This is a genomic window from Streptomyces sp. NPDC059828 (assembly GCF_042731955.1).
Classification (GTDB): Bacteria; Actinomycetota; Actinomycetes; order Streptomycetales; family Streptomycetaceae; genus Streptomyces.
Genome location: NZ_JBHWIW010000031.1, coordinates 64725 through 87334 on the forward strand (window position 1 = coordinate 64725; position 22610 = coordinate 87334).

Annotated in this window: 15 protein-coding genes and 1 pseudogene; 7 read left to right on the plus strand and 9 right to left on the minus strand. The window is 70.0% G+C overall.

Going from position 1 to position 22610, the window contains the following annotated elements; genetic code table 11:
• Window positions 1-3: 3 nt before the first annotated feature.
• Window positions 4-3843, plus strand: coding sequence for an SAV_2336 N-terminal domain-related protein (locus tag ACFV6V_RS19715; protein ID WP_385566529.1), 3840 nt, complete (start codon window positions 4-6; stop codon window positions 3841-3843).
• A 57-nt stretch (window positions 3844-3900) separates the two neighbouring features.
• Here ACFV6V_RS19715 and ACFV6V_RS19720 read toward each other — a convergent pair whose 3' ends face one another.
• The gene (locus ACFV6V_RS19720; RefSeq protein ID WP_385566531.1) at window positions 3901-5178 is read right to left on the minus strand and encodes a helix-turn-helix transcriptional regulator; all 1278 of its coding nucleotides are present in this window, start codon (window positions 5176-5178) and stop codon (window positions 3901-3903) included.
• Window positions 5179-5444: 266 nt separating this feature from the next.
• Between ACFV6V_RS19720 and ACFV6V_RS19725 the strand changes: the two genes are divergently transcribed.
• From ACFV6V_RS19725 to ACFV6V_RS19735, 3 genes are read left to right on the plus strand one after another with little or no spacing between them, the layout of a single operon-like run.
• Window positions 5445-6812 (plus strand): acetyl-CoA carboxylase biotin carboxylase subunit family protein, encoded by a 1368-nt coding sequence (locus ACFV6V_RS19725; RefSeq protein WP_385566533.1) that lies wholly within the window; start codon window positions 5445-5447, stop codon window positions 6810-6812.
• Entirely contained in the window at window positions 6809-8821 is a 2013-nt protein-coding gene (locus ACFV6V_RS19730) for a PEP/pyruvate-binding domain-containing protein (RefSeq protein WP_385566536.1), read from the plus strand. The genes ACFV6V_RS19725 and ACFV6V_RS19730 overlap by 4 nt, the downstream gene beginning before the upstream one ends.
• A gap of 8 nt (window positions 8822-8829) precedes the next feature.
• Window positions 8830-10167, plus strand: coding sequence for an MFS transporter (locus tag ACFV6V_RS19735; protein WP_385566538.1), 1338 nt, complete (start codon window positions 8830-8832; stop codon window positions 10165-10167).
• Between the two features lie 154 nt (window positions 10168-10321).
• On the opposite strand, the gene ACFV6V_RS19740 is transcribed toward ACFV6V_RS19735, so the two are convergent.
• The 4 genes from ACFV6V_RS19740 to ACFV6V_RS19755 form a co-directional block, all read right to left on the minus strand.
• Window positions 10322-11065 (minus strand): phosphatase PAP2 family protein, encoded by a 744-nt coding sequence (locus tag ACFV6V_RS19740; protein ID WP_385566541.1) that lies wholly within the window; start codon window positions 11063-11065, stop codon window positions 10322-10324.
• 71 nt (window positions 11066-11136) lie between these two features.
• Window positions 11137-11898 (minus strand): FAD:protein FMN transferase, encoded by a 762-nt coding sequence (locus ACFV6V_RS19745; RefSeq protein ID WP_385566571.1) that lies wholly within the window; start codon window positions 11896-11898, stop codon window positions 11137-11139.
• A gap of 37 nt (window positions 11899-11935) precedes the next feature.
• Window positions 11936-12397, minus strand: a complete 462-nt coding sequence (locus tag ACFV6V_RS19750; protein ID WP_385566543.1) for an FMN-binding protein — start codon at window positions 12395-12397, stop codon at window positions 11936-11938.
• 42 nt (window positions 12398-12439) lie between these two features.
• Window positions 12440-13834, minus strand: a complete 1395-nt coding sequence (locus tag ACFV6V_RS19755) for a ferric reductase-like transmembrane domain-containing protein (RefSeq protein WP_385566546.1) — start codon at window positions 13832-13834, stop codon at window positions 12440-12442.
• Between the two features lie 175 nt (window positions 13835-14009).
• Here ACFV6V_RS19755 and ACFV6V_RS19760 point away from each other — a divergent pair, with 175 nt between their 5' ends.
• The gene (locus ACFV6V_RS19760) at window positions 14010-14762 is read left to right on the plus strand and encodes a response regulator transcription factor (protein ID WP_385566548.1); all 753 of its coding nucleotides are present in this window, start codon (window positions 14010-14012) and stop codon (window positions 14760-14762) included.
• A complete protein-coding gene (locus ACFV6V_RS19765; RefSeq protein ID WP_385566551.1) occupies window positions 14762-16261 on the plus strand; it encodes a sensor histidine kinase in 1500 nt (499 codons plus the stop codon). The genes ACFV6V_RS19760 and ACFV6V_RS19765 overlap by 1 nt, the downstream gene beginning before the upstream one ends.
• A gap of 81 nt (window positions 16262-16342) precedes the next feature.
• Here the strand turns inward: ACFV6V_RS19765 and ACFV6V_RS19770 are convergent, their stop codons facing one another.
• From ACFV6V_RS19770 to ACFV6V_RS19785, 4 genes and pseudogenes are all read right to left on the minus strand, one after another.
• Window positions 16343-17005, minus strand: coding sequence for a lysophospholipid acyltransferase family protein (locus tag ACFV6V_RS19770; RefSeq protein ID WP_385566553.1), 663 nt, complete (start codon window positions 17003-17005; stop codon window positions 16343-16345).
• 107 nt (window positions 17006-17112) lie between these two features.
• The gene (locus ACFV6V_RS19775; protein ID WP_385566556.1) at window positions 17113-18078 is read right to left on the minus strand and encodes a DUF4344 domain-containing metallopeptidase; all 966 of its coding nucleotides are present in this window, start codon (window positions 18076-18078) and stop codon (window positions 17113-17115) included.
• Window positions 18079-18109: 31 nt separating this feature from the next.
• Window positions 18110-19597 carry a peptide MFS transporter gene (locus ACFV6V_RS19780; protein ID WP_385566558.1) on the minus strand — a complete coding sequence of 496 codons (1488 nt, stop codon included), beginning with the start codon at window positions 19595-19597 and terminating at the stop codon, window positions 18110-18112.
• A gap of 930 nt (window positions 19598-20527) precedes the next feature.
• Window positions 20528-20860 (minus strand): annotated as a pseudogene (locus ACFV6V_RS19785) (alpha-amylase family glycosyl hydrolase); the annotation flags it as partial.
• Between the two features lie 305 nt (window positions 20861-21165).
• Between ACFV6V_RS19785 and ACFV6V_RS19790 the strand changes: the two are divergent.
• The coding region (locus ACFV6V_RS19790) for an Ig-like domain-containing protein (protein WP_385566561.1) at window positions 21166-22610 on the plus strand (1445 nt) is incomplete at its 3' end.

The following is a 22610-nucleotide window of genomic DNA, read 5'->3' on the forward strand; positions in this document are numbered from 1 at the left end:
GGCATGTTCCGGGAGCTGCGGGAGGTCCTCGGTGCCGCTGGTGTGCCGGCAGGAGAGGGGGATCTGCTGGACATCCTGTGGCTGGCCGCACGCGTCCCGTCCGGACCTGCGGCCCCCCTCGCCGTGCTCGCCGCGGAGGAGGCGGCCGCGGGAGCCCCGGGACCGGGCGACCCGACGCACGCTCCCGGTACGGATACCGGCGACCCGGGTTCCCATGACCGGGACCCTGGTGGCGGGTCTCCCACGCGGACGGCAGAAACGGCACAGGACCGGGCAGACCGCGTCGGCGTGCATGCCGGGCCGCCACCGCCCGGTGATGCGGCGAGGCGGGCCCTGCTCGTCCCCGGGGCCCGGGCACTCGGGACGGAACTGCGCCTAGGCCGGGCCCTGCGCCCGCTGAAGCGCCAGGTTCGAAGCCACCAGGAGTACGCACTCGACGAAGCGGCGACGGCGGCCGTACAGGCGGACACGCGCACACCGCAGGTGGTCCTGCGGCCACGTCCCGAGCGGTGGATGCGCCTTGCGCTGGTGCTCGACAGCGGTGTGTCCATGGCCCTGTGGGAGCGTCATTGCTCCGGGCTCAAGGGGCTGTTCGAGCGCAGCGGGGCTTTCCGGCAGGTGGAGACGTACCAGCTCCGCTACGGGTCCGGAGAGGCCGGCGTACGGCTCGGGCGCCCTTGGTGCGCCTCTTCGGTCACGTGTGCGCCCGGTTCCCTCGCGGACGCCTCCGGGCAGAGCATGGTCCTGGTGGTGACCGACGGGGCGGCAGCCGCGTGGCGGGACGGGCGGCTGCGTCGGGTACTCGAGTCATGGGCTCGCAAAGGGCCGACTGCCGTGGTCCACATGTTGCCACGGCGTCTGTGGCCGGGCTCCGGTGTGCGGGCGGACACCTGGCACGTGGCATCGCCACGGCCGGGCGCGCCGAACCAGGCCTGGCAGGCGACGGACCTGGTCCTCCCGCCGAGCGTCGCTCCGCCGCCGGAGATCCCCATCCCCGTCCTGGAGCTCTCCGCAGCGGGCTTCGCCGGCTGGGCCGCCGTGAACACCGTGGTGGGGCGGCCCGTTCCCGTGCAGCTGTGGGCGACGGACGGGGGCACGGCGCACACCGAAAGGCCGGGCCGGGTGAGCGTCGTGGACTTCAGCCACGCTGCCTCACCCGAGGCCTTGCGTCTCGCCGCACACCTGGCGGCCATGGCTCCGGTCAGTGTGCCGGTGATGCAGCTGGTCCACTCCTGTCTCTCCGCGCAGGAAGGCATGGCGCCGCTCGCCGAGGTGCTGCTCGGTGGGCTGGTCCAACCGCTCGCCGACTCCGAGGCCGCGCGGCCCGGCGGGCGGAACCGGCTGTTCGACTTCGCTTCCGATGCGAAGGACCTGCTGCTCGACTCCGTTCCGACGGCCGACCTCATCGAGTGCGGCCGCCGGGTCGGAGAACGCCTCGAAACCCTCGTCGGCCGCTCCTCCGACTTTCCCGCCTGGCTTCTGGACGACCACGGGCCAGGGGCCGGCGCACCGTTCGCGTACCTCGGCCCGGACATGCGGGCGCGCCTCGGGTCGGTTGTCACGATGACGCAGAACACGGCACCCGGCACGATCGTGTTGTCTCCCTCCCGCACGGACCCGGCAGCCGGATCCGGCCCGGGAGCGGGGCCTCACTCCGGTGGTACCGCCGATACGGCCGACATGGCATCCCTGTGGCTGTCGACGGACGGCCTGGACGCGTCCCTCAGGCTGCTGTTCGCGACCCTCGGCAGCAAGGGTGGCGCTCTCGCCACTGCTGCCGGTGTGTCGTCGGCACAGCTCGCCGACTACGCCGCCGGGCGGCGCGTTCCTCCGTGGAGTTTCGCGGTGACCCTCCTGACCGAGGCCTCCCGCCCACGCGTACGGGGTGGCCCACCGACCGAGATGGCGGATGTTCTGCTGGCGCAGTACATCGACGCCGCCGTGGCCCTTCGGCCCGCGGCGGTACGCGCGACGTTCGCCCGTCTCAGCGGTGACCTCCATGCACGGCAGGTCCCGCGCGAAGCGCTGCTGCTGCTGCTGCACCTGCTCACATATCTCCACGCACGGCTTCCCGCGCCGCTCGATTCCGGCACCCCGTCCTCGGTACCGCCGGGATCCCCCGGGGCACCACCGATCACGGAGCGGGAATTCGTCGAGGAGTTGGCGCAGTGCATCGCGGCGGAAGGCGTCCCTCTCTCGCGGCAACTGCGGCGGAGGGGCACGAGGCGCACCCGGCACGACCTGGCGTGGCTCACCTCCGAGCACTGCCTTCCCGTGAACGTGCGCCGCATGGCCTCCCCCTTCTCATGGGAGGACTTCGCGTGGCTCGCGCACACTACCGGTGATCCTGACGAGTCCGACCCCGCGGCCTTCCTCGTGATGCTCGACGACGACGAACCGGACGGACCGCTCCTCCTCGATGACTGTGTCGCCTGGCGCACCCGCCCTCTGTCGCCGGGGGTCGTCGTCGGCCTGCGCTTGCCGACGGCGCTCCTTCGCAACGGACCGCCCGCACCGGTCCTGCCGTTGCGGGATCCGGACACGGAGGGGGCGGGTCAAGCGGCGGCGTCCCGCCGGGTGTGCATCGCCGTGGAGGCCGTCGGGTACGGCGAGATGAGCGCGGAGGTACAACGGGCGGAGCGAGAGATCACCTCCCACATCCTCGCTCAGGCGGTACGGGCGGCCGGCGTGGACCTCGACGCATGCCTCTTCGAGGACCGGGGCGATGCCACGTTGCTGCTTCTGCCCCGCGGCGTGGACGAGACGGCGGCTGTCCCCGCGTTCATCGACGGCATCGTCGCAGCGCTGAAGGATGCCTACGCCCAGCGGCAGTACCCACGTCTGCGCCTGGCTGTCGAACACGGCGCCGTGGCCACGGAGGAGTACGGGTTCGCCGGGGACGCGGTGCTTCGCGCGAGCCGCCTCGTCGACTCTGCCGTGCTCCGGGAATCGCTGGAGGTCCAGCCGCGGGCCACCCACGCGCTCATCATGGGCGAGGAGCTCTACGAGAGCCTGCCCGCACTTCATGGGCGCTTCCAGCGCGTACGAGTGGACCTCAAGGGCTATCGAGCCTGGGCCCGCATGTATCCGGCACTCCCCGAAGTCGTGCGGCCTCCGGTACGCCCCGCCACGGACCGCTCGAACGCCGTGCTGGTGGGAGTCGGCGCCTACCAGCACCTCGACCCCCTCCCCTCGGTCCTCACAGGTGTGCACGACCTGGCGGCGCTGCTGACGGACCCCGCGGGGGGAGCCTTCGCCGATCAGCTGACGACCGTGCTGGCTGATCCGATGGGCCTGGAAGAGATCCTGGACGCCGTCGGTCAGGCGGTCGAATCCGCACAGCACACCCTGCTGGTGTACTTCGCAGGGCACAGCCTTCTCGATCCCGAGACGGGAGAGCTGATGCTGGCCGTGGGGCAAACCCGCGCGCAGGATCCGTATTCGGCGTTGGCATACCGGCATCTGCGGAGCCTGCTGCTGCGGAGCCGTGCCCGCTACAAGGTGGTCATCCTCGACTGCTGCTATTCAGGTCGCGCGATCCTCAGCAGCCTCCGTCCCGACGACACCGGTATCCGGACAGACATCGGCACCGGCTTCGTGATGGCCGCGTCCGGAGCGGCGGGGCGGGCTCTGGCCCCGGCCGGTGACCAGTACACCCCGTTCACCGGGGAGCTCATTCACGTGCTGCGCAACGGCCTGGCGCAGGGCCCTGAGCTCATCACCGCGGAGCTGCTGTACCGCGAGGTGACCCAGCGACTGCAGGAACGGGGGTACCCCCGTCCACAGGCAGTCAGCCATGACGGGGCCGGTATGGCTCCACTCGCTCTCAATCGCGCTCACTGAGCGGCCGGGGCGTGTGGACGCGCAAGACCCTTCCGCCGCGGCGGCTACGCCCTGTGTTCAGGCAGGGCTCCGCGGATGGGTGGCCGTGGCGGACCGTGGTGGCCAGGTGTGCGGGGAGAGGATGCCGAGGACATACGCGCGGGCGACGAGGGCGGGCCGGGTCGGGGCGTCCAGGAGTTCACGCAGCCGGCTGAGGTGGTAGTCGACCGTCTGCCGGGACAGACGCAGGGATCCGGCGATCTCCGCGTTGCTGCGCCCTGCGGCGAGCAGGGCGAGTATGCGTATCTGACTGGCCGTGAGCGTGGTGTGGCTCTCGTGGCGCAGACCGGCCTGTGTGACGACGGTCCACACGCTCGTCGCGCGGCCCGCGCTGCGGCCGGTCGTGGTGAGGTGCAGCCGTGCCCGGCGCCGCCCGTGCTCGTGGTCGAGGAGCACGGCGGATGTCTCGGCGCTTCTGCGCCGCCCGTCGACGAGGTCGTTCCAGATCTCGCGCAGCACGGCACGTTCGGGTGTGTCGGCGAGCAGGGCGTCGGCGGGCCTGCCGACGAGGTCGGAGAGGCGGACGCGTAACAGCTCCGAGACGGCGGTGCTGGCTTCCGTGACCAGGCCGTCGGCGGAAATCCGCAGGCAGGGCAGCCCGCTGTGGTCGCGCAGGGCACGCAGGTCGTCCTCCGCCTGTCGGCGCTGGTCGAGTGCGTGGGTGTAGTCCGTGATGTCGACGTAGATTCCCGCCACGCAGCGGCGTGCTCCCCAGCGGACCGGGAAGCGGTAGCCCGCGGCGTGCGCGGAGGTCCCGTCCGGCCGCCGGTAGGTGAGCGTGTGGCGCACCGGGGTGTTGCCGGACAGGACGTCGTGGTCGAGGGCGAGGAACCGTACGGCGTCGTCGGGCGCGTCGACGTCGGTGAGGTGTCTGCCGACCAGCTTGTCGCGTGTCGTGCCGTAGAGGTGGGCGTAGGCGTGATTGGTCCAGAGATAGCGGCCCGCCGCGTCACGGACGAACGCGGCGGCGGGGGTGAGGTCGGCGAACGAGGCGAACGGGTCCGCTCCTTCACGTGTCTCGACTGCCACCCCCCTGCTGTGGTGGTGGGCACCGAGCGGCCCTGCGAGCCAGGTCACGTCGAAGGCCCTGCCGTCGAAGCGGGCCTGTAGCGGGTCCTTGCCGGGAGGCCGGGGCATATCGCCGGGGTCGGCGGCCAGGGCGTCCAGGAAGCGCTGGGTGGTGTCCTGGTCGTCGAAGGCGCCGCCACCGCTGTCGACCACTCTCAGGTCGCTGTCAGCCTCCCACCAGAAGACCGGCAGTTGTGCGAGGAGCGCCTTGAAATCGGTCTCGTCCACGACCCAACTCCTTCAATTCTGCCACCACATCACCTTGAGTGACACTTCATGCGTATCCCGTAAGCCTTTCATCATGCCGAGCGTGACCGCCGCCCTGGTGTGCCCGTAGCGCATCACGGTCTCTTTCCGGCCCCTCAATCGCCTTTGCCGTTATGGCATTTGCCTGATGCGCCGGTACCCGAGACGTCCGGTCGACCGGTCGGCGGATGTTTCGCTGGAAGAGAGGTGCAGGAACCAGTCCGCGCTACCGGAGGAGTTGGGTGTTCGTGAGCAAGGTGCTGTACGTACATGCCAAGGGCGGCCCGCCGCTGGGCCACGCCCTGACGCGGGTGGCCGCGAGGTCTGAGGTGCACCTGCTGGCTCTCAGCGAACTGCCCCCGGCCGTCGCGGCGGAGACGGGACGGCTGTGCGCATCGGTCGTCGTGCCCGGCGCCGGGCAGCGCGGGGACCTCGTGGACCTCATCGCCCAACGGGCGGGCGAGGTCGGTGCGGACGCCGTGGTCACCTTCTCCGAGTACGCGGTGGTCGCGGTCGCCGAGGCTTCCCGGCGGCTCGGTCTCCCCGGCGCCGGGGAGAGCGCCGCGCTGGCCCGGGACAAACGGCTGATGCGCGGTGTCTGGGAGCGGCACGGCATTCCCCAGCCCCGATTCCGTGCCGTCGGTTCGGCGGGCGACCTGCGGCGCGCGGCGGGGGAGCTGTCCTTCCCGCTGCTGCTCAAGGCCGCTTGGAGTGCGGGTTCCACGGCGCACCAGATCATCCGGTCGGTCGCGGAGCTCGAATCGTCGTGGGAGCGTTCGCGCGCCGTCATGGCCGATTCGGCGCGGCTCGGCTATGCGGAGCTGCATGTCGCGGGCGCGGGTGGGGACTTCATCGTCGAGGAGATCGTCACCGGTTGTGCCGAGGAGTGGTTCGACGGCTCAGGCTGGGGTGACTACGTCAGCGTCGAGGGCGTGGTCGTCGGCGGCGCGTTCCGGCCGGTCTGCCTGAGCGGCCGGATGCCGACCGTCGCGCCGTTCACCGAGCGCGCCGGGATCACCCCGGCCGCGCTCGACGCCGATGCTCAGGAACGGGTCGTGGAACTCGCCAGGAGTGCCGTGGAGGCGCTCGGGCTCGAGAACTGCGGCACCCACACGGAGATCAAGCTGGGGTCCGGCGGACGCATGTGGGTGATCGAGACCGCCGCGCGGTTCGGCGGGGCGATGACGGTGCCGCAGATCGAGGAGGTCTTCGGCCTCGACCTGGTAGGGATGTTCACCGACCAGCTCCTCGGCCGGCCGGTGGCCTGGCCCGTGGGCGCCTTGCGGCCGGAGGACGCCGAGGGAGCGGCCGGTTCCCTCGTGGTGCTCGCCGTGGGCGGCGACGGCGAACCGTGGGAGCGCCGGCATGTGTGGGACTCGCCCACGGTGGTGCGTTCCGCTCCGCTGAGTGGCGGCAGCCGGCTGTCCGTCGTCTCCGAGAGTTCCCTCCCCGACGGTGCGACGGTGCCGGTCTACGACCCGGCTGCCGGGGCGAACACGATGGCGGCACTGTGTCTGCTGTCCGCCGACGACCCGCAGACGGTCGTCCGCGACTTCGGCGCGCTCGTCGACGCGCTGCCGGAGCTGCTGCCCGCCGCAGAGGGGGCGGTCGTATGACCACCGCGCCGGGCGAGGCGGGCGCACCCGGGGTCGCGGGTGACGGCACCGTGGTCGGCGCCAATCTGTCCCTGCCGCTGTTCCGCACACTGTCCGGGGTGCTGGCGGGTCATCCGTATCTCAAGGTCGTCGTGGACCGCGCCAGGGACACCTGGCACATCCTGGACACCCGCGTGCACCCGTTCCACGTCAACTACATCGCGACGCGTGTGCTCGGGATGAGTCTGGCCGAGCTCGACGCCGATCTGGACGGGTTCAACGCGTCGGTGTACATGGATCCCGACCGCCGGTTCCTGCTGGGGGTGCTGTCCCTGCACAGCGACGAGGACGCCGAGAGCCGTGAACGCCCCTTCCTCGTCCTGGAGACGACCGAGGCGGACACCATGAGCGGTGCCCTGCTGGAGGAGTTCTACGCATTCGTGCGGGGGAGGGTGGACGGAAGGCTTCCGTTGCTGCTCAAGCCCGCCAACCACGGACAGGAGCATGCACTGGCCTCGGTCAGCGACGTGCGGGTGCCCCGGATCCTCAGCCATGAGCTCTTCGGGAACCGCACCCGTACCTGCCTCAATCCCGGTGAGGCACGCGGCCGGCTGCGCTACTTCCGCACCGCGCGGGAGTACGAGGCTGCCGCGGCGGATCTCGGCTGGTCGGACATCGTCGCCATGCGGTGCCTGCCCGACGATGTGCCCCGGGTGGCGGGGTTCATCAACACCGCGCCCATCACACCGCTGTCACACACCAATGTGCTGGCCTCGGGCTGGGGCATACCCAACGCCATCGTGCGCGATCTCGACGAACTCGTCGGCAAGGAGAACCTGGACGGGGCGTGGGTGCACTACCGCGTCCAGGAGGAGGGCATCGCCCTGGTGCCCCTCGCGTCGAAGCCCGTCCTGGAGCAGCCCACGTGGCACCAGCAGCGCATACGCCTCGGGTCTCCGCTGCTGGAGGACGCACCGGTGCTCGCGCTGCACCGGCTGCGGAGCACCGACCGGGACTGCTACGGCACCAAGGCGGCGAATCTCGGAGAGCTGCACCATGTCCTGGACAGCCGCACCACCGACCTGACCGTGTTCTACGCCCGGCCGCGCCCACCGCGCAGCGACCTGTTCGCCCATCTGGCGGCCCGTCTGGGCGAGCGGGGCGCTGACCGTGCCCGGCTGCGCCTGGCCGCGGCCGAGCGGGTGGCGCGCACGGTCCGGGCACCCGAGGGTGTGGCGCTGCCGTTCTCCTTCCACCAGGCGTTCCTCGCGTCCTCCCCCGCGGTGCAGCAGGGCATCGGCAAGCTGAAGATGGCCCTGGAGCTGGAGGCGTTCGACGTCGTCGACCCGCTGTGCCTGCACCTTCAGCACCTGGTGCGCCACACGCCGGTGCCGGACGATGTGGCCCGGCAGATCACCGGGGCCGTACCCGACGCGCTGGACTCCGGGAGCCGGTTGGTGGTCCGCTCCTCGTCGAACGCCGAAGACCTTCCGGGCTTCTCCGCCGCCGGGATCTACGATTCCGTGACCACCGTGCGCGGCGCGGGGGAACTCCTGGACGCGGTACGGCAGGTGTGGGCCTCGCTGGTCTCCCCGCGCAGTGTGCGGCTGCGGCACCAGGTCGGCATCTCGCTCGACGACACGTACATGGGGGTGATCGTCCAGGAGTACGTGTCCGCCGATCTCGGCGGGGTGCTGGTGACGTGCAATCCGACACGGCGTGAGGACTTCCGCAACGTCTACCTCAACTGCACCCCGGGGTCGCCGGAGCACGTGGTCGACGGCACGGTCCTGCCGCAGCAGTACCTCTACAACACCGTCGAGGGCGGCGGGCGGACGGTCGCCGTCGGGACCGCCGGCGAAGACCTCCCGGCGGCGACCCGGGAGGCCCTCGCGGAGCTGGCCCTGACGGGCCGTCTGCTCCAGTCCCACTTCAGCGAGGACGACCCGGACGACGCGCTGGACATCGAGTGGTTGCTGAGCGCGGAGGGAACGTTTCACCTTGTCCAGATCCGGCCGTACGCACAGTGATGCGCCGTATGCCGTCCCGATGGCCCTTCCGCTCGTCCGGTCCGGTCGCGAGTCCCGCCGCCCGGCGGATCATCCGGCTCAACAACGGCTTCCAGCTGCTGTTCAACCTGCTCTGGTGGATGCCCGTCTTCTACGCCTACCAGCGTGACGCGGGCCTGTCGGACGGACAGATCTTCGGAATCCAGAGCATCTACTACATCGCCTTCTGTCTCTTCGAGATCCCCACCGGCGTCATCGCCGACCGCATCGGCGCCCGCAACTGCCTGCGAGCGGGGGCCGTGGTGATGACGGCGGCGAACCTGGCCCCCGTACTCGCCCCGTCATACGGCGGCTTCCTGGTTCACTTCCTCGCGATCGCCGCCGGTCGGTCCCTGACCTCTGGGGCAGCGAGCGCGTACCTCTACGACGGGCTCCACGCGGAGGGCTCGGGGGCTCATTACGTCAGGGCGGAGGGCACGGCCCGTGCCCTCGGCCTTGCCGCCAAGGTCGTCTGCTGGCCACTCGTCGGGCCGCTGATGATGCTGGCGCCGCAGACCCCCTACGTGCTGAGTGCCGCGAGTGCCGCCGGTTCGCTCGGCTGCGCCCTGGCGCTGCCCCGGCTCGCACCGCTCGGGACCCGTGAGCGGCGGCAGGCGGAGAAGGGACGGAGAACCGCGTTCCTGCGCGACGCGGGCACGGCGCTGCGCTGTGTGGCGGGGTCGCCCTGGCTCATGCTGGTCATGGTGCAGGGAGTGGCCGTGTTCACGCTGTCGAGGATCTGCCAGGTCAATCTGTTCCAGCCCGTGCTGCTGGACCACGGCATCGCCGAGGGCTCCCACGGCAGTGTGCTTGCGGCGATGACGGTCGCCGAAGCCGTGGCCTCGGCACGCCCGCAGTGGCTGAGCCGCCGCCTGTCGCCCGCAGCGTGGGTGTCGGTGCTGAGTGTGGCCCTCGCCGTGACCCTCGTGGGTGTCGCCGCCGGGGGGCCGTGGTCCGCCGTCGTACTGCTCTGCGTGTTCGCGGCCATCACGGGCTTCGTCTATCCGCTCCAGCGCAGCCTGGTCAACGACGCCATCCCCAAGGCAGCTCCCCGCGCCACCCTGCTGTCGGTGGAGAGCATCGTGGACCGCGGCGTGTGCGCCCTCGCGGCCGTCGCCGTGGGCGCCTATCTGGCAGCCGGCCGGTTGGACGCGCTGTTGTGGCAGAGCGCCGCGGTGACATGCGTACTGATGCTGGTGATTCACCTGATGCTGCGCCGCTGGCGGGCGGCCGTGGAGCCGGCTGACGGGGAGGCCGCCGAAACCGGTCGGCCGTTGCACAATCCGGCGCCCGTCCCGGCCGACGAGAACGCGGCCCCGGCGCCGTGACACCGGTCGGAGCCAACCCGGCGAGGGGCGTCACACACGGCCTCGGGGCCTTCGTCTCCCGTCGTCGACTCGGGTTCCGCGCGGGAGGCACAGAATGCCCGGCAGCGGCTTGGTGGGAGTGGAGAGCGGGTGAGCGTCCGTCACGAGCGGGAACTCAGGGCGTCCTCTCCACGACCTCCAGAGCCGGCAGCCGCCGTCGGCCCTGATCCCCCACCAGGTCGAAGAGAGCGGCAGTGCCCACTGCGATGCCGACTCCGAGCAGTACGCCTCCCACGGTGTCGGTCAGCCAGTGGTCGTGCATGTACGTGCGCGTCAGGGCCACCAGGGCGATGAACAGCGCGACGGCTGTGAGAGCCCCGCGCCGGGCACGTGAGAGGGGGGCCGTGAAGATGAGGGCCAAGGTCAGCCAGAAAACCGTGTTACAGCCGACGTGCCCCGACGGGTACGTCCCCAGTTGGCTCAGCCAGCGCTCGAACCCATCCGACACGGACGCACCGACGTGGGTGGTGGGATCGAGCGGACGGGGCGGCCCGGGTCGGCCGACGGAGTGCTGGATCCAGTAGACGGAGACGAAGCCGATGACGGTGACGACCGCGAGGAGGGCCGCGTCGCGCCCGCGTCTCATCACGAGGAGAACGATCACCAGCACCACGGTGGCGCCGAGGACGAGGACCGGATCGACCGCGTGGCCGATCGCGTCCCCCACAGCCGTGAAGACCGGGTTCTCGATCGCGGTCATGAAGGACAGCCACGCGGAGTCAAGGGTCTGGATTCCGTCACGCGCCCGGAAGACGACGAGCGCGGTGAGGACGACGAAGAGAGACAGGGAGACGCCGGAGACCAGGAGGCCGCGCCGCGCGTCGGCGAGGTGGTTCCTCGCCCCGTGGCCTTTTCTCATGCGGCTGAGTATCCCAGTGGGCCTCACGCGACCACGGGCACGCGCGACGGCGTGTTCGGCATCCGCGGCCGCTATGCCGACGCAGCCCGCCCCCCGGCTTCCAGGCGGAGGCCCGGGCAGTGCGCCGTGAAGCCGGAGGTCCACCAGACGCGGCCGCCGGCCGTCACGGCGTAGGCCTCGACGCCGTCTTGTGCCCCGGCGAAGGCGCGGGCCGCGTCCCCCATCGCGAACGCGGCCGTCGCCAGGGCGTCGACCTCGGTGAGGTGCCGTCCCACCAGGGTGAGCGAGGCGAGCTCGGCCGCGGGTGCCCCGGTGGTGGGGTTGACGATGTGGTGGCCGCGTTCGGCGGTGCCCGAGGTCGCCACAGCCAGGTCGGTGCCGTCGACCACGACGGCGAGACCTTCAGGGTGGAAGGGGTGGGCGATGCCGATGCGCCAGGGGCGGCCCGGGACTGACTCGCCCCGGCACTGGATGTCACCGCCGCCGTTGACCATGTGGTCGCGTGCGCCCGCCTCGTACAGCAGCTGCGAGGCCCGTTCCACCGCCCAGCCCTTGACCATCGCGGAGGGGTCGAGACGTCCGCCCGGATATGCGGTGAACCAGCCCCCCGTGGTTCGCGCTGCCTCCCCGCACAACTCCAGGACCGCACGGACTTCGGGGTCGCAGTCGGACAGTGTGGTCTCTCCGCGGTCGAGGCGGCTGATCTGGCTGTCCCGACGATAGGTGGAGAACACCGCATCCACGCGGTGCAGCCACTCGACCGCACCTGCGAGCGCCTGGCCGACCTCGGGCGCCGGTTCGCCCCGGACGTCGAACGAGAACACCGTGCCCATCACCCGCTCGACATGGCGCAGCCGCCGCCCCACAAGCTCAGACACCGGCCTGGTCCAGTGCGCTCTGGAGCGAGGAGACATAGCCCTCGCTGGTGTACGTGGCGCCGGAGACGGCGTCGATGTCGGCGCTCTGCGCGGCGATGGCCCGCTCGGTGAGCACGGGCACGGCCGTCGCGCTCGGGCCCTGGCCGTGAACGCCCTGGAGCACCTCGATGCCGGTGATCTCCCCTTCCGCCAAGGTCACGCTCACCTGGACGGGGCCCTGCTGGGTCTGGGCGGTGTCTCCCTCGAAGGTGCCCGACACCGCCGTGCCTCCGGTGCCTTCGGGTGCGGCTGTGGCACTGCCGGAGGGTGAGGTCCCGGTTGTGGGTGCGGGTGTGGGTGTGGATGCCGACGGGGCGCTGGTCGCAGTCGCCGACGGGTCGTCGTGTGGCTTGAGGGACAGCAGCAGGACGATTCCCGCGGCGGACGCGGCGGTTACCGCAACAGGTCGGATCATGGGACTCTCCTCGTGGCGTGTGGTGGTCTCGGCGGTCGGGGCTCAGAAGGCGAAGGTCTCGTGGTGGACACGGTGCCCGGGGACACCGGCCTCGCGCAGTGCCGTCCTGGCGGCGGCGGTCATCCCGGGTGGGCCGCACAGATACACGTCATGCGCAGGCAGCTCGGCGACGAGTCCGCCGAGGGCCTCACCCGTCAGCGGGATGGCCGTACCCTCCGGGCCGTCCACGGCGTAATGCACGGCCGCGCCCCGCATCGCCGCGATCTCGTCAAGCTCGGACCGCAGCGCCAGGTCCTGGACACTGCGCGCGTAGTACACGAGCGTCACCGAGCCGGGCAGCGTTTCGAACAGGGCCCGCAGCGGGGTGATCCCGACGCCGCCGGCGAGCAGCAGGACCTTGGAGCTGGACTGCCGGGCGGCGGTGAACGCGCCGTAGGGGCCTTCCGCCCACACCCGGGTCCCCGGGGCGAGGTGGGCCAGTGCGGTGCTGTGGCCGCCGGACGCCTTCACCGTGATCCGCAGATATCGCTCGTCCGCGGGTGCGGACAGCGAGTACGGATTGGCCGTCCACCACATTCCCCGGGTCAGGAACCGCCACCGGAAGAACTGGCCGGGCCGGGCGCCGAGCTCGCCCAGGTGCCGGCCGGTGATGTAGACCGACACCACCCCCGGCGCCTCCCGGTGCACCTCCGCCACCCGCAGGCGGTGCCGCAGCACCCGCCGGGCAGGAGTGAGGAACCGGTACCACAACAGCAGCCCCGCCACCCCGAGATACAGCCCGTACCAGAGCGTCCGCGCCACCGGCTCGGCAAGGAAGTCGGCGCCGTAGGCCAGTTGGTGGAAGAAGGCGAGGAACACCGCGAGGTAAGTGACGAAGTGCAGGTAGTACCAGGTCTCGTAGGACACCCTGCGCCGGGCGGCACGCGCCGAGACCACTCCCACCAGCACGAACAGCAGCATGCCGATCGTGGCCATGAGCATGTCGTCATAGTCGAGGACCAGCGTGACCGTCTGGTCGATGACACCCGTCCCCGACGTGACCGCATAGCCCCAGACGATGAACATCGTGTGGGCGATCACCAGCGACACCGTGTAACGCCCGCCCATCGCGTGCCAGCGGGCCAGTCGGTCACTTCCCACGGTCCGGTCGACCACCGGCACCCGCGCCATCAGGGCGAGCAGCACCGCACAGCCGTACCCGGCCAGCAGCCCCGTGATCCGGCCCGCGTTGGTCAGCCAGCCGTCCAGACCCGCCACCGTCCCCGTGTTGCTCCACCACAGACCGAGTACCGCCGCGGCTCCTGCGTGTATGAGCAGCAGGAGCCCTGCTGCCGGAGAACGCCAGGGGCGCCAAGGCCTGGGCGGCGCGTGCAGGGAAGGATGCGGGCCGTTGTCTTGGTGGCCGCTGGTGGCGTGGGCATGCTGGACGGTGGCCATGGGGGCTCCTCTCGGCGGACGGTCGTCCCAGCCCTGGCCATGCGCTGCGCGAGGCCGGGGTGCGGCACACCGTGGCAGTGGAATCTCTGTGTTTCCTCTGAAACGGCTGCCGAAAGGTGTCCACAGAGCGGACTCATAGGAAATTCAGAAGTAGGCCGGTGATACTGCCGGGGCCATGAGTAATCCGCACAACGCCCCGCACCCCACGACGGCCGGTCTGCGCCGCCCCGATGGCTCGCCCGTGCGCGTGCTCGTCGTGGACGACGAGCCTGATCTGGCGGGCATCCTCTCCGATGCCCTGCGCTACGAGGGGTGGGAGGTGCGCACCGCGGCCACGGGCGAGGAGGCAGTCGCCGCGGCCCGGGACTTCGGTCCTGACGCCGTGGTGCTGGATGTGATGCTGCCGGACATCGGGGGGCTCGATGTGCTCCGGCGGCTGAGAGCGCATGCGCCGGACGTGTGTGTGCTGTTCCTCACGGCGCGTGACGCGGTGGAGGACCGTATCGCGGGGATCACCGCCGGCGGGGACGACTACGTGACCAAGCCCTTCAGCCTCGAAGAGGTGCTGGCCCGGGTGCGGGGCCTGCTGCGCCGGGCCGGGATGACGCGCGCGACGGACGAGACGACCCTGCTGGCCATCGGCGATCTGCTGCTGGACGAGGAGGTCCGCGAGGTGACGCGCGCGGGTCGTCCGGTGGAACTGACGCGGACCGAGTTCGAGCTGCTGCGCTTCCTGATGCGCAATCCGCGACGGGTGCTGAGCAAGGCGCAGATCCTCGATCGTGTGTGGAGCTACGACTTCGGCGGCAAGGCGCATGTGGTCGAGCTCTACATCAGCTATCTGCGCAAGAAGGTCGACGCCGGTCACAGCCCGCTGATTCACACGGTGCGGGGTGTCGGCTATGTGCTCAAACAGGAGCCTTCCTGATGCCCGCACGCCGCCCCCTCGCGGCGCTGGCGGTCCGCAGCCTCCGAGCCAGGCTCACGGTCGGTCTGGTCATCCTGCTCGCGCTCTGCTGCGCCGCGGTGGGGCTGGCGACCACCACGGCTCTTGAGGGGTTCCTCGTCCGGCGGCTGGACCAGCAGCTCTCGGCCGTGGGCAACCACTTCCCCGCGAGCCTCGACCCCGCGCGGAAACTGCGCGGCGACGGCGGCGGGCCGGACACCCGGGGGCAGGCCACCGGCACCTTCGGCGCCTGCGTGCTGCGCGGGACGGTGACCCAGGCAGCCGTGGTCGGCGACCAGACCGAGAGCCAGGTGTCCCTCACCGCGGACGACCGGCGTGCACTGGTGGCTGTACCCGGCGACGGCAAGGGGCGCACGATCCACCTGTCCGCGCTGCGGGAGTACCGGGTGATCGGTGTGCCCGGGCCTGCGGGAGACGTGCTGATCACGGGGCTGCCGGTGGAGCCCGTCCAGGACACCGTGGACCGGCTCCGGCTCGTGGAGGCGATCGTGTTCGGTGCGGCCCTGCTGCTCACCGGGTTCGCCGGTGCCGCATGGGTGCGGCTCTCTCTGCGCCCCCTGCACCGCGTGGCGGCCACGGCCTCCCGCGTTGCCCAGCTGCCGCTCGCGGGGGGTGAGGTGGCCATGCCGCCGAAGGTCCCCGACAGCGATCCGCGTACCGAGGTGGGCCGGGTCGGGGACGCGTTCAACCGGATGCTCCGGCATGTCGAGGAGTCCCTGGCCCGCAGGCACGCGAGCGAGGAACGGCTGCGGAGGTTCGCGGCCGACGCCAGTCACGAGCTGCGTACGCCCGTCGCCTCGATCCGCGGGCACGCGGAGCTCGCCCTGCGGCATCCGGAGCCGGTGCCGGAGAAGGTGCGCCACTCGCTCGACCGGGTGCGCTGCGAGGCGGCGAGGATGGGTGAGCTGGTCGACGACCTGCTGCTGCTCGCCAGGCTGGACGCGGGACGGCCGCTCGCGGACGAGTCGGTGGACCTGACCCGGCTGGTGCTGGACGCGATGAGCGACGCCCAGGCCGCAGGACCGCGCCACCGCTGGGTGCTGGACCTACCGGAGGAGCCCGTGGTGGTACGCGGTGATGAGCGGAGGTTGCAGCAGGTGCTGACCAATCTCCTCGCCAACGCCAGGACCCACACCCCCGCCGGCACCGAGGTCACGGTCCGGCTCGGCGTCCGGGAAGGCGCCGGGCGCGAGGTGGAGTTCCTGGTGGCGGACGACGGCCCCGGTGTGCCCCAGGAACTACGGACGGAGATCTTCGAGCGTTTCGTACGCTCCGGCGGCGACGGCCGCTCGCGGAGCACCGGCGGCACCGGGCTGGGCCTCGCCATCGCCCACGCGGTGGCCCTGGCGCACGGGGGCCGGGTGGAGCTCACCAGCCGCCCGGGCCGCACCGTGTTCCGGGTGGTGCTGCCGAGGCGTCGCGGGGAGGGGCCGGGGGACCCCGAAGCCGCGGCGGTCTGAGTCCGGACCGGAGTGCGAGGGCGGCGCAGTCGAAGGCTCAGTGGTGTCCCACGGAGCCGGCTGTCCGCCGGGGGCGCCCAATTACGCGGCGCGCGCGGCACGCTCGCCAAGGTGTGCGGCCGCCGTGCGCCAGGCAGTGGTCACCGCGGTGCGGGCTTGAGAAGTGCAGGCGGCGCGGCTGCCGGTCAGTGTGAGCGGCGCGCCGACGTGGACGTGCAGGTCCGGCCGGCGGACGGGGGCCGTGGCCAGACCGGAGAGCTGCTTCAGCAGGCTGCCTGAGGTGATCCGGCGGGCGCCGGCCTGGCCCACCGGCACGACCGGTGCGCCGGTGAGCTCAGCGAGCCTGGCCAGACCACTGCGGAAGTCGCCGGGAGCCGCCTCTGCGGCGTCCTTCCGGTGCGGCAGACCGCCCTCGGCGTAGATGAGGAGGCACCGCCCCCGCTCGACGGCCCGTACGGCCAGGGCGAGCGAGGCAGCGGCTCGACGGTCGCCCCGGTGCACCGGGATGTGTCCTTCACGCACGAGGGCGCGGCCGAGCCCGGGGACACGCCACAGGCCCGCGGTCGCCATGACGACCGGTTCGGTGCCGAGACGGTGCAGCGCGGCGAGCACGACGGCAGGGTCGGCGAGCGATGTGTGGTTCGCGGCGACAATGCTGCCCGGGGCGACAGCGCCGTAGGAATCGGCCGTCACCGACAGGCGGCCGAAAGCGGGCACCAGAACGTTGGCAATGCTGCTGAGCACGAGCGATCTCCGGTCCGGACGATGGTGACTTCATCGTCGGTGGCCGGGCGCTGCCGAGCTTGAGTAGTCGTACTCATCTTTTCTGCCCGGGCTCGACGTGGGCTCGCCTAACCGGCCTGTGCCTGCCCGGTGCGGAGCTTGTCGAGTTGCTCCGCGAAGGCTTTGGTCTCTGCGATCAGATGCTCCTGCGCGTCCTGCTGCTCCTCGTCACCCTCGCCCTTGAACGCCCTGCTGAAGTGCGGCGCGAGTTGGGTCCACCAGCCGTAGTCCAGCATCGCCCACGCCTGCGGGCACAACGGGGCGCGGGTCTTCGGCAGATATCCGGTGCCGACGAGCGGACCCTGGTACTTCCCGGGGTCGCTCCCCTGGAGGTAGCAGAGGAAGTGGAAGACGCGTTGCTGGGTGACGGGATGGTCGCTCGAGAGCCCTTCCAGGGTCAGTTCGCCCTCATCGCGGGCGAGCTGGTCGAAGAGCAGCGCGGCTGCCAGCGAGGGGCCCGGGCCCACCTCGTTGACGGTGTAGAAGGACGCGAACCCGTCGGCGGCGTCTTCCTCGAGGCCGAGGTTCGCGAGCAGGAGCTGGCGTTGCAGGGCATGGCCCATCTCGTGGCCGAAGACGAACTGGGTCGACAGGGCGGTCAGGTCGTCGGCGTTGTACTCGGCTTCGGGGAGGAGCGCCGGGCGCTTGACGGTCTTGACCACATTGCCGAGGACCTCCTGGATCTGCCGCAGGAACCGCGGAGGGACGTAGATCGTCCTGCCGTCGGGCTGGGTGACCGCGTCCGTGACTCCCGGTGGGACCTGGCCGGTGACTTTCACGGCCAGGTCATGAGGGAGGGCGACTGCGGTGCTCACCCAGTCGGCGACCTGCTCGAGCACGCGCGATTTCCGGATCACGGCTACTGCCTGCCGGTCCTTCGGGGGGCTCGCGGAATCGTCGTAGACGACCGTGACCTTTCCGCCCGTGTCGGCCCTGCCCTCACCGCCGCATGCGGTGACCGCCAAGCCGGCGAGCAGCAGCGCGGGCGCGAAGGCGCCTCTGGGCCTGGCCGAGTACCCACCACCGTTCAGCACTCTGGTCAGCTCTCCTTCGTGTCGGACTCGTTCAGTGGTGTCCTACGAACATCCGGCTGATCCTCTTGCGGAAGAGCAGGATGAGCACGCCGACCAGCACCGCCACGACGACCTCCGCGACGACGAACGGGCGGCCGTTCAGGTTGGCGCCGGCGAGCGAGGCGAGCGAGGTCACGCAATCGCCCGCGGTCACCGCGAGGAACCACACGCCCATCATCTGGCTGCCGTACTTCTCCGGTGCGAGCTTGGTGGTGACGGACAGGCCGACGGGTGACACGCACAGTTCACCGACCGTCTGCACCAGGTAGATGGCGACCAGCCACATCGGGGAAACAAGGCTGCCGTCCGTGGCCGCCGCCAGCGCCGGGAGGAAGACGGCGAAGGACAGTCCGACCAGGATGAGACCCACGGCGAACTTGGCCGGTGTGGAGGGTTCTTTGTGACGTCTCGCGAGCCACTGCCAGAGCCAGGCGAAGACCGGGCCCAGAGCCATGATGAACAGGGGGTTCAGCGACTGGAACCAGCTGGACGGGAAGTCGATCCCGGCGAACTCGGTGTCGGTGTTGCGGTCCGCGAAGATGTTGAGCGTCGAGCCGCCCTGGTCGTAGATCATCCAGAAGATCGCCGCGGCGACGAACAGCCATACGTACGCCGTCATCCGCTGCTGCTCCGGGGGAGTCAGTTCCGGGTCCCTGCGGATACGGATCAGCGTCCACGCGGGGAAAACCAGGCCGATGACCGTCAGTGGCACGACCACCCAGTCGATCGTGTAGTGGCCTGAGAGCCCGACCACGGCGTAGAAGACGACGGGCACAAGCAGCCACAACAACCCCTTCCTCACCAAGGCGGAACGGTGTGCCGCGTCCATGGGTGCCGGGACGACATCGCTGTGCGGACTCAGTGAGCGGCGTCCGACGAGGTACTGCACCAAACCGATGGCCATGCCGACGCCGGCGACCGCGAACCCGAGGTGGTAGCCGACCTTCTGACCGATGGTGCCGATGACCAGCGGGGCGAAGAAGGCACCGAGGTTGATGCCCATGTAGAAGATGGTGAAGGCGCTGTCACGGCGCCATTCCAGTGCGCCCACGTAGAGGTGGCCCACCATGGTGGAGATGTTCGCCTTGACGAGGCCGGAGCCGATGGCGACGAAGAAGAGTCCGGCGAAGAAGAATCCCTCGGTGGGCACGGCGAGGAGGAAGTGGCCCACCATGATGATGACGCAGGCGATGGTCACCGACTTCCGCGGGCCGAGGAAGCGGTCGGACACCCAGCCGCCGGGGAGCGTCAGCAGATAGACCATCGAGAGATAGACACTGAAGATCGCGATGGCTGTGTTCTCCGGGAAACCGAGGCCGCCCTCGCTCACCGGTGCGGCGAGATAGACGGCGAGCAGGGCGCGCATGCCGTAGTAGCTGAACCGCTCCCACATCTCGGTCAGGAAGAGAGTGGACAGGCCCCGCGGATGCCCGAAGAAGGTACGACCGGGCGACGGGGCCGCCTCGGATGTGTCGGTCATACTCCCTCCCCGTCCACCGGCTGCTCTGTGCGGCATTCTGACCGCGGCTCGGGCCGGGACGGGCGTTCCGGACGCCAGACCCGCGCTCGGTCCCCTGACCGGCGCACAGAGTCGGGGCACCGGGAACACCGTCATCGGTCCGCGAGCCACACCGCGGCGTCGTGCGGCAGGGGTCCGTCCCGGATGGGATGCAGGACAGCAGTACCCGGTCGTGGTCAGGCAGCGGAGTGGGGGCGTCGGACAGGTTGACCAGGCACTGGAAGCCGGGGCCCCGGGTGAAGGCGTCCGTGCCCGGTCGCTTCAGGTCATGTTGCCGGCGCCAAGCGCCGGATGGTCGCGGCGCAGACGCAGGGCGTGGCGGTAGAGCTCCAGCATGGAGTCGGTGTCACCCAATTGCGTCTGCACGGTGAGGTGCTTCCAAGCGGCAGGCTGCGGGAGCCACTGTGCGCTTCCGGCACCCGGCGGACTGTAGGCGAATGGGGGGTGGTCGCCGGCCCAGGTAGGGGGACGCGGCAGCCGTCACGACCGCGATCGGTGTGTCCCGAACGCTCCCACGTCGGGTCCTGGAGCAGGTCCTCGGGCAGATCCTCGACCCCCGCCAGACCCAGTTCCTCCCCCTGGTAGATGTAGGCGCCTCGGGCAGAGCAAGGGTCGGCAGAGCCGTCTCCCGGGCACGCCGGGTGCCCAGTTCCAAGTCGATGGGTCCCCTGCCGAGGAGATCCGACAACCGCTGGAGCGGCTCTTCGGACTGAGGGCAGCCGTAACGTGAGACGTGACGGGGCACATCATGGTTGGAGAGCACCCAGGTGGCAGGGGCTCCGACAGACTCGAGAGCGGTGAGGCTGGTGTCGATCGCCATCCGTAGGGGGCGTGCGTTCCAGGGGGCCGTGAGGTAGTCGAAGTTGAAGGTGGTGTGGAGTTCGTCGGGCCTCATGTAACTGGCCAGACGTTCGGGCGCGCCAGTCCATGCCTCTGCGACGAAGACGCGCGGATCGGGGTAGGAGTCGGCGACGGCGCGCCAGCCGCGGAGCATCTCGTGCACCCCTTCGCTGTCCCAGTGCGGGTGGCCGTCGTCGCCGCCATGCCGATGCGTTCGATGTCGGCGGGGGCGAGGTCGGGCAGCCCGGGCTCCTTGACGAGTCCGTGGGCTACGTCGATGCGTACGCCATCCACTCCGCGGTCGAACCAGAAGCGCAGGATCGACTCGAATTCGGTACGGACCTCGGCGTTCTCCCAGTCGAGGTCGGCCTGTTCGGGTGCGAAGAGGTGGAGGTACCACTGTCCCGGTGTTCCGTCCGGGTCGGTGACACGGGTCCAGGCGGAGCCGCCGAGGTCTACTTACTACCCTATTTTTCCTCTTTAGGGCGAATTAGGGGAATGTAGACAACATCCGCTGCGGCTCGTTATGTAGGACCGTAATCACTGCCCCTTCACCGTATAACGATGGATCAACCGCGCCACGGAGAGGAAGTGCATTGCGTCCCCCCAGACATACCAATCTCCCGATTGCCTCACAGCAGCCTGCGAGTTGGTCAAGAGTTTGTCATGTACTTATCTACACCATCCTCTTGTTCCTGCTTCCGCAGATTTCCACCGCACAAGCAGCACCCATCGACTCAAGTGGTCCGCTGACGCGTATCGACACCAATTCTCAACTGCAGTGTTTCGTCAAGCATCGTGACGACACCAACCCCGCATGGTACGGCGGCGACAGTTGCGGAACGGTGATCGCCCTAAACGGGATCTCGTACGGATTCCTCAGTACCCCCTACACAGAGGTGAGCCAAACTGGACCCACGGGCACAGGCACCGAGGCGGATCCGTACCGTCTGGTGACCGTCGTCGGAGCCGGCTCAGGCGTCACTCTCACCCAGACCGACACGTACGTGGTGGGCGAGGAAAGCTACGACACGAGCGTTGCCGTCCAGAACAACTCGGGAATCCAGCAAGTCGGCTACATCTACACCGTAGGGGACTGCTACTTGGGGGACAGCGACGCCGGGTATGGCCGAGTCATCGGCTCCGGCGCGGCTTGCAGCACGTCGCCGGATCCTGGCAGCCGTATTGAAGCCCTGCTGCCACGCACAGGTGGCAACTCATACATCGAAGGCTATTACTTCGAGGGATACGACCTGGCTACGGCGGGGCAGCCGCTGCCGAACACCTGCCGCTGCGGCCAGCTCATCGACAACGGTGTGGGGCTCAGTTGGCCGGTGAACCTCCCGAGCAGCGAAAACGCCACCTTCGAGTGGACGACAGCCCTATCCCCCACAGGTACCCTGCCGCTTGCGGCGACCGCGTCAGCTGACGAATCGGAATCACCGCCCAGCGCCATCAACGGCTACACCGTCGAGATCGAGAATCCCAACAACTTCAGTGCGGACATCAGCACCATCGAGGTAGTCCTTCCATCAGGCTTCTCTTACCAAACCGGGACGACAACCGGTGCGACGACGAATGACCCGGTCATTTCCGGCCAGACTCTGACCTGGTCGGGCCCCTTTACGGTAGGCGGCGGAGCTAGCATCACGCTCCACTTCGACAGCAGGGTTGCGGCCACTCCCGGCACGTACACGATCGATGTGAACGCGACGACCACGACCGAAGAGGTAACTCCGGCAATCGACACCGCTCCCATCATCGTCCGCGATCTGCCCACCACCCCGGTTATCATCAGTCCGTCCGACGGCAGCGTCCTGGCTGACAGCACGCCGGCTTTCGCGGGCACGGGCGGCGAGGGAGACACCGTCACGCTGACCGAGTCCGGCACCACCATCTGCACCGCAACCGTCGACGCCAGCGGCGAGTGGACCTGCACCCCGACAACAGCCCTCGCGGACGGCCAACACACCATCCTCCCCACCGCGCGAGACGCCGCAGGCAACACCGCCGAGGGTGACCCGATCACCATCACCATCGACACCGTGCCTCCCACGACGCCGGTCATCACATCCCCAGCGGACGGAACGACACTCACCAACAGCACGCCGGCTTTCGCGGGCACAGGCGGCGA

Bases quoted from the DNA above. Each gene is read 5' to 3' on its own strand.
- ACFV6V_RS19715 (WP_385566529.1), top strand. From the start codon at position 4: ATGTTCCGGGAGCTGCGGGAGGTCCTCGGTGCCGCTGGTGTGCCGGCA.
- ACFV6V_RS19730 (WP_385566536.1), top strand. From the start codon at position 6,809: ATGACCACCGCGCCGGGCGAGGCGGGCGCACCCGGGGTCGCGGGTGAC.
- ACFV6V_RS19735 (WP_385566538.1), top strand. From the start codon at position 8,830: ATGCCGTCCCGATGGCCCTTCCGCTCGTCCGGTCCGGTCGCGAGTCCC.
- ACFV6V_RS19740 (WP_385566541.1), bottom strand. From the start codon at position 11,065: ATGAGAAAAGGCCACGGGGCGAGGAACCACCTCGCCGACGCGCGGCGC.
- ACFV6V_RS19745 (WP_385566571.1), bottom strand. From the start codon at position 11,898: ATGGGCACGGTGTTCTCGTTCGACGTCCGGGGCGAACCGGCGCCCGAG.
- ACFV6V_RS19750 (WP_385566543.1), bottom strand. From the start codon at position 12,397: ATGATCCGACCTGTTGCGGTAACCGCCGCGTCCGCCGCGGGAATCGTC.
- ACFV6V_RS19755 (WP_385566546.1), bottom strand. From the start codon at position 13,834: ATGGCCACCGTCCAGCATGCCCACGCCACCAGCGGCCACCAAGACAAC.
- ACFV6V_RS19760 (WP_385566548.1), top strand. From the start codon at position 14,010: ATGAGTAATCCGCACAACGCCCCGCACCCCACGACGGCCGGTCTGCGC.
- ACFV6V_RS19765 (WP_385566551.1), top strand. From the start codon at position 14,762: ATGCCCGCACGCCGCCCCCTCGCGGCGCTGGCGGTCCGCAGCCTCCGA.
- ACFV6V_RS19780 (WP_385566558.1), bottom strand. From the start codon at position 19,597: ATGACCGACACATCCGAGGCGGCCCCGTCGCCCGGTCGTACCTTCTTC.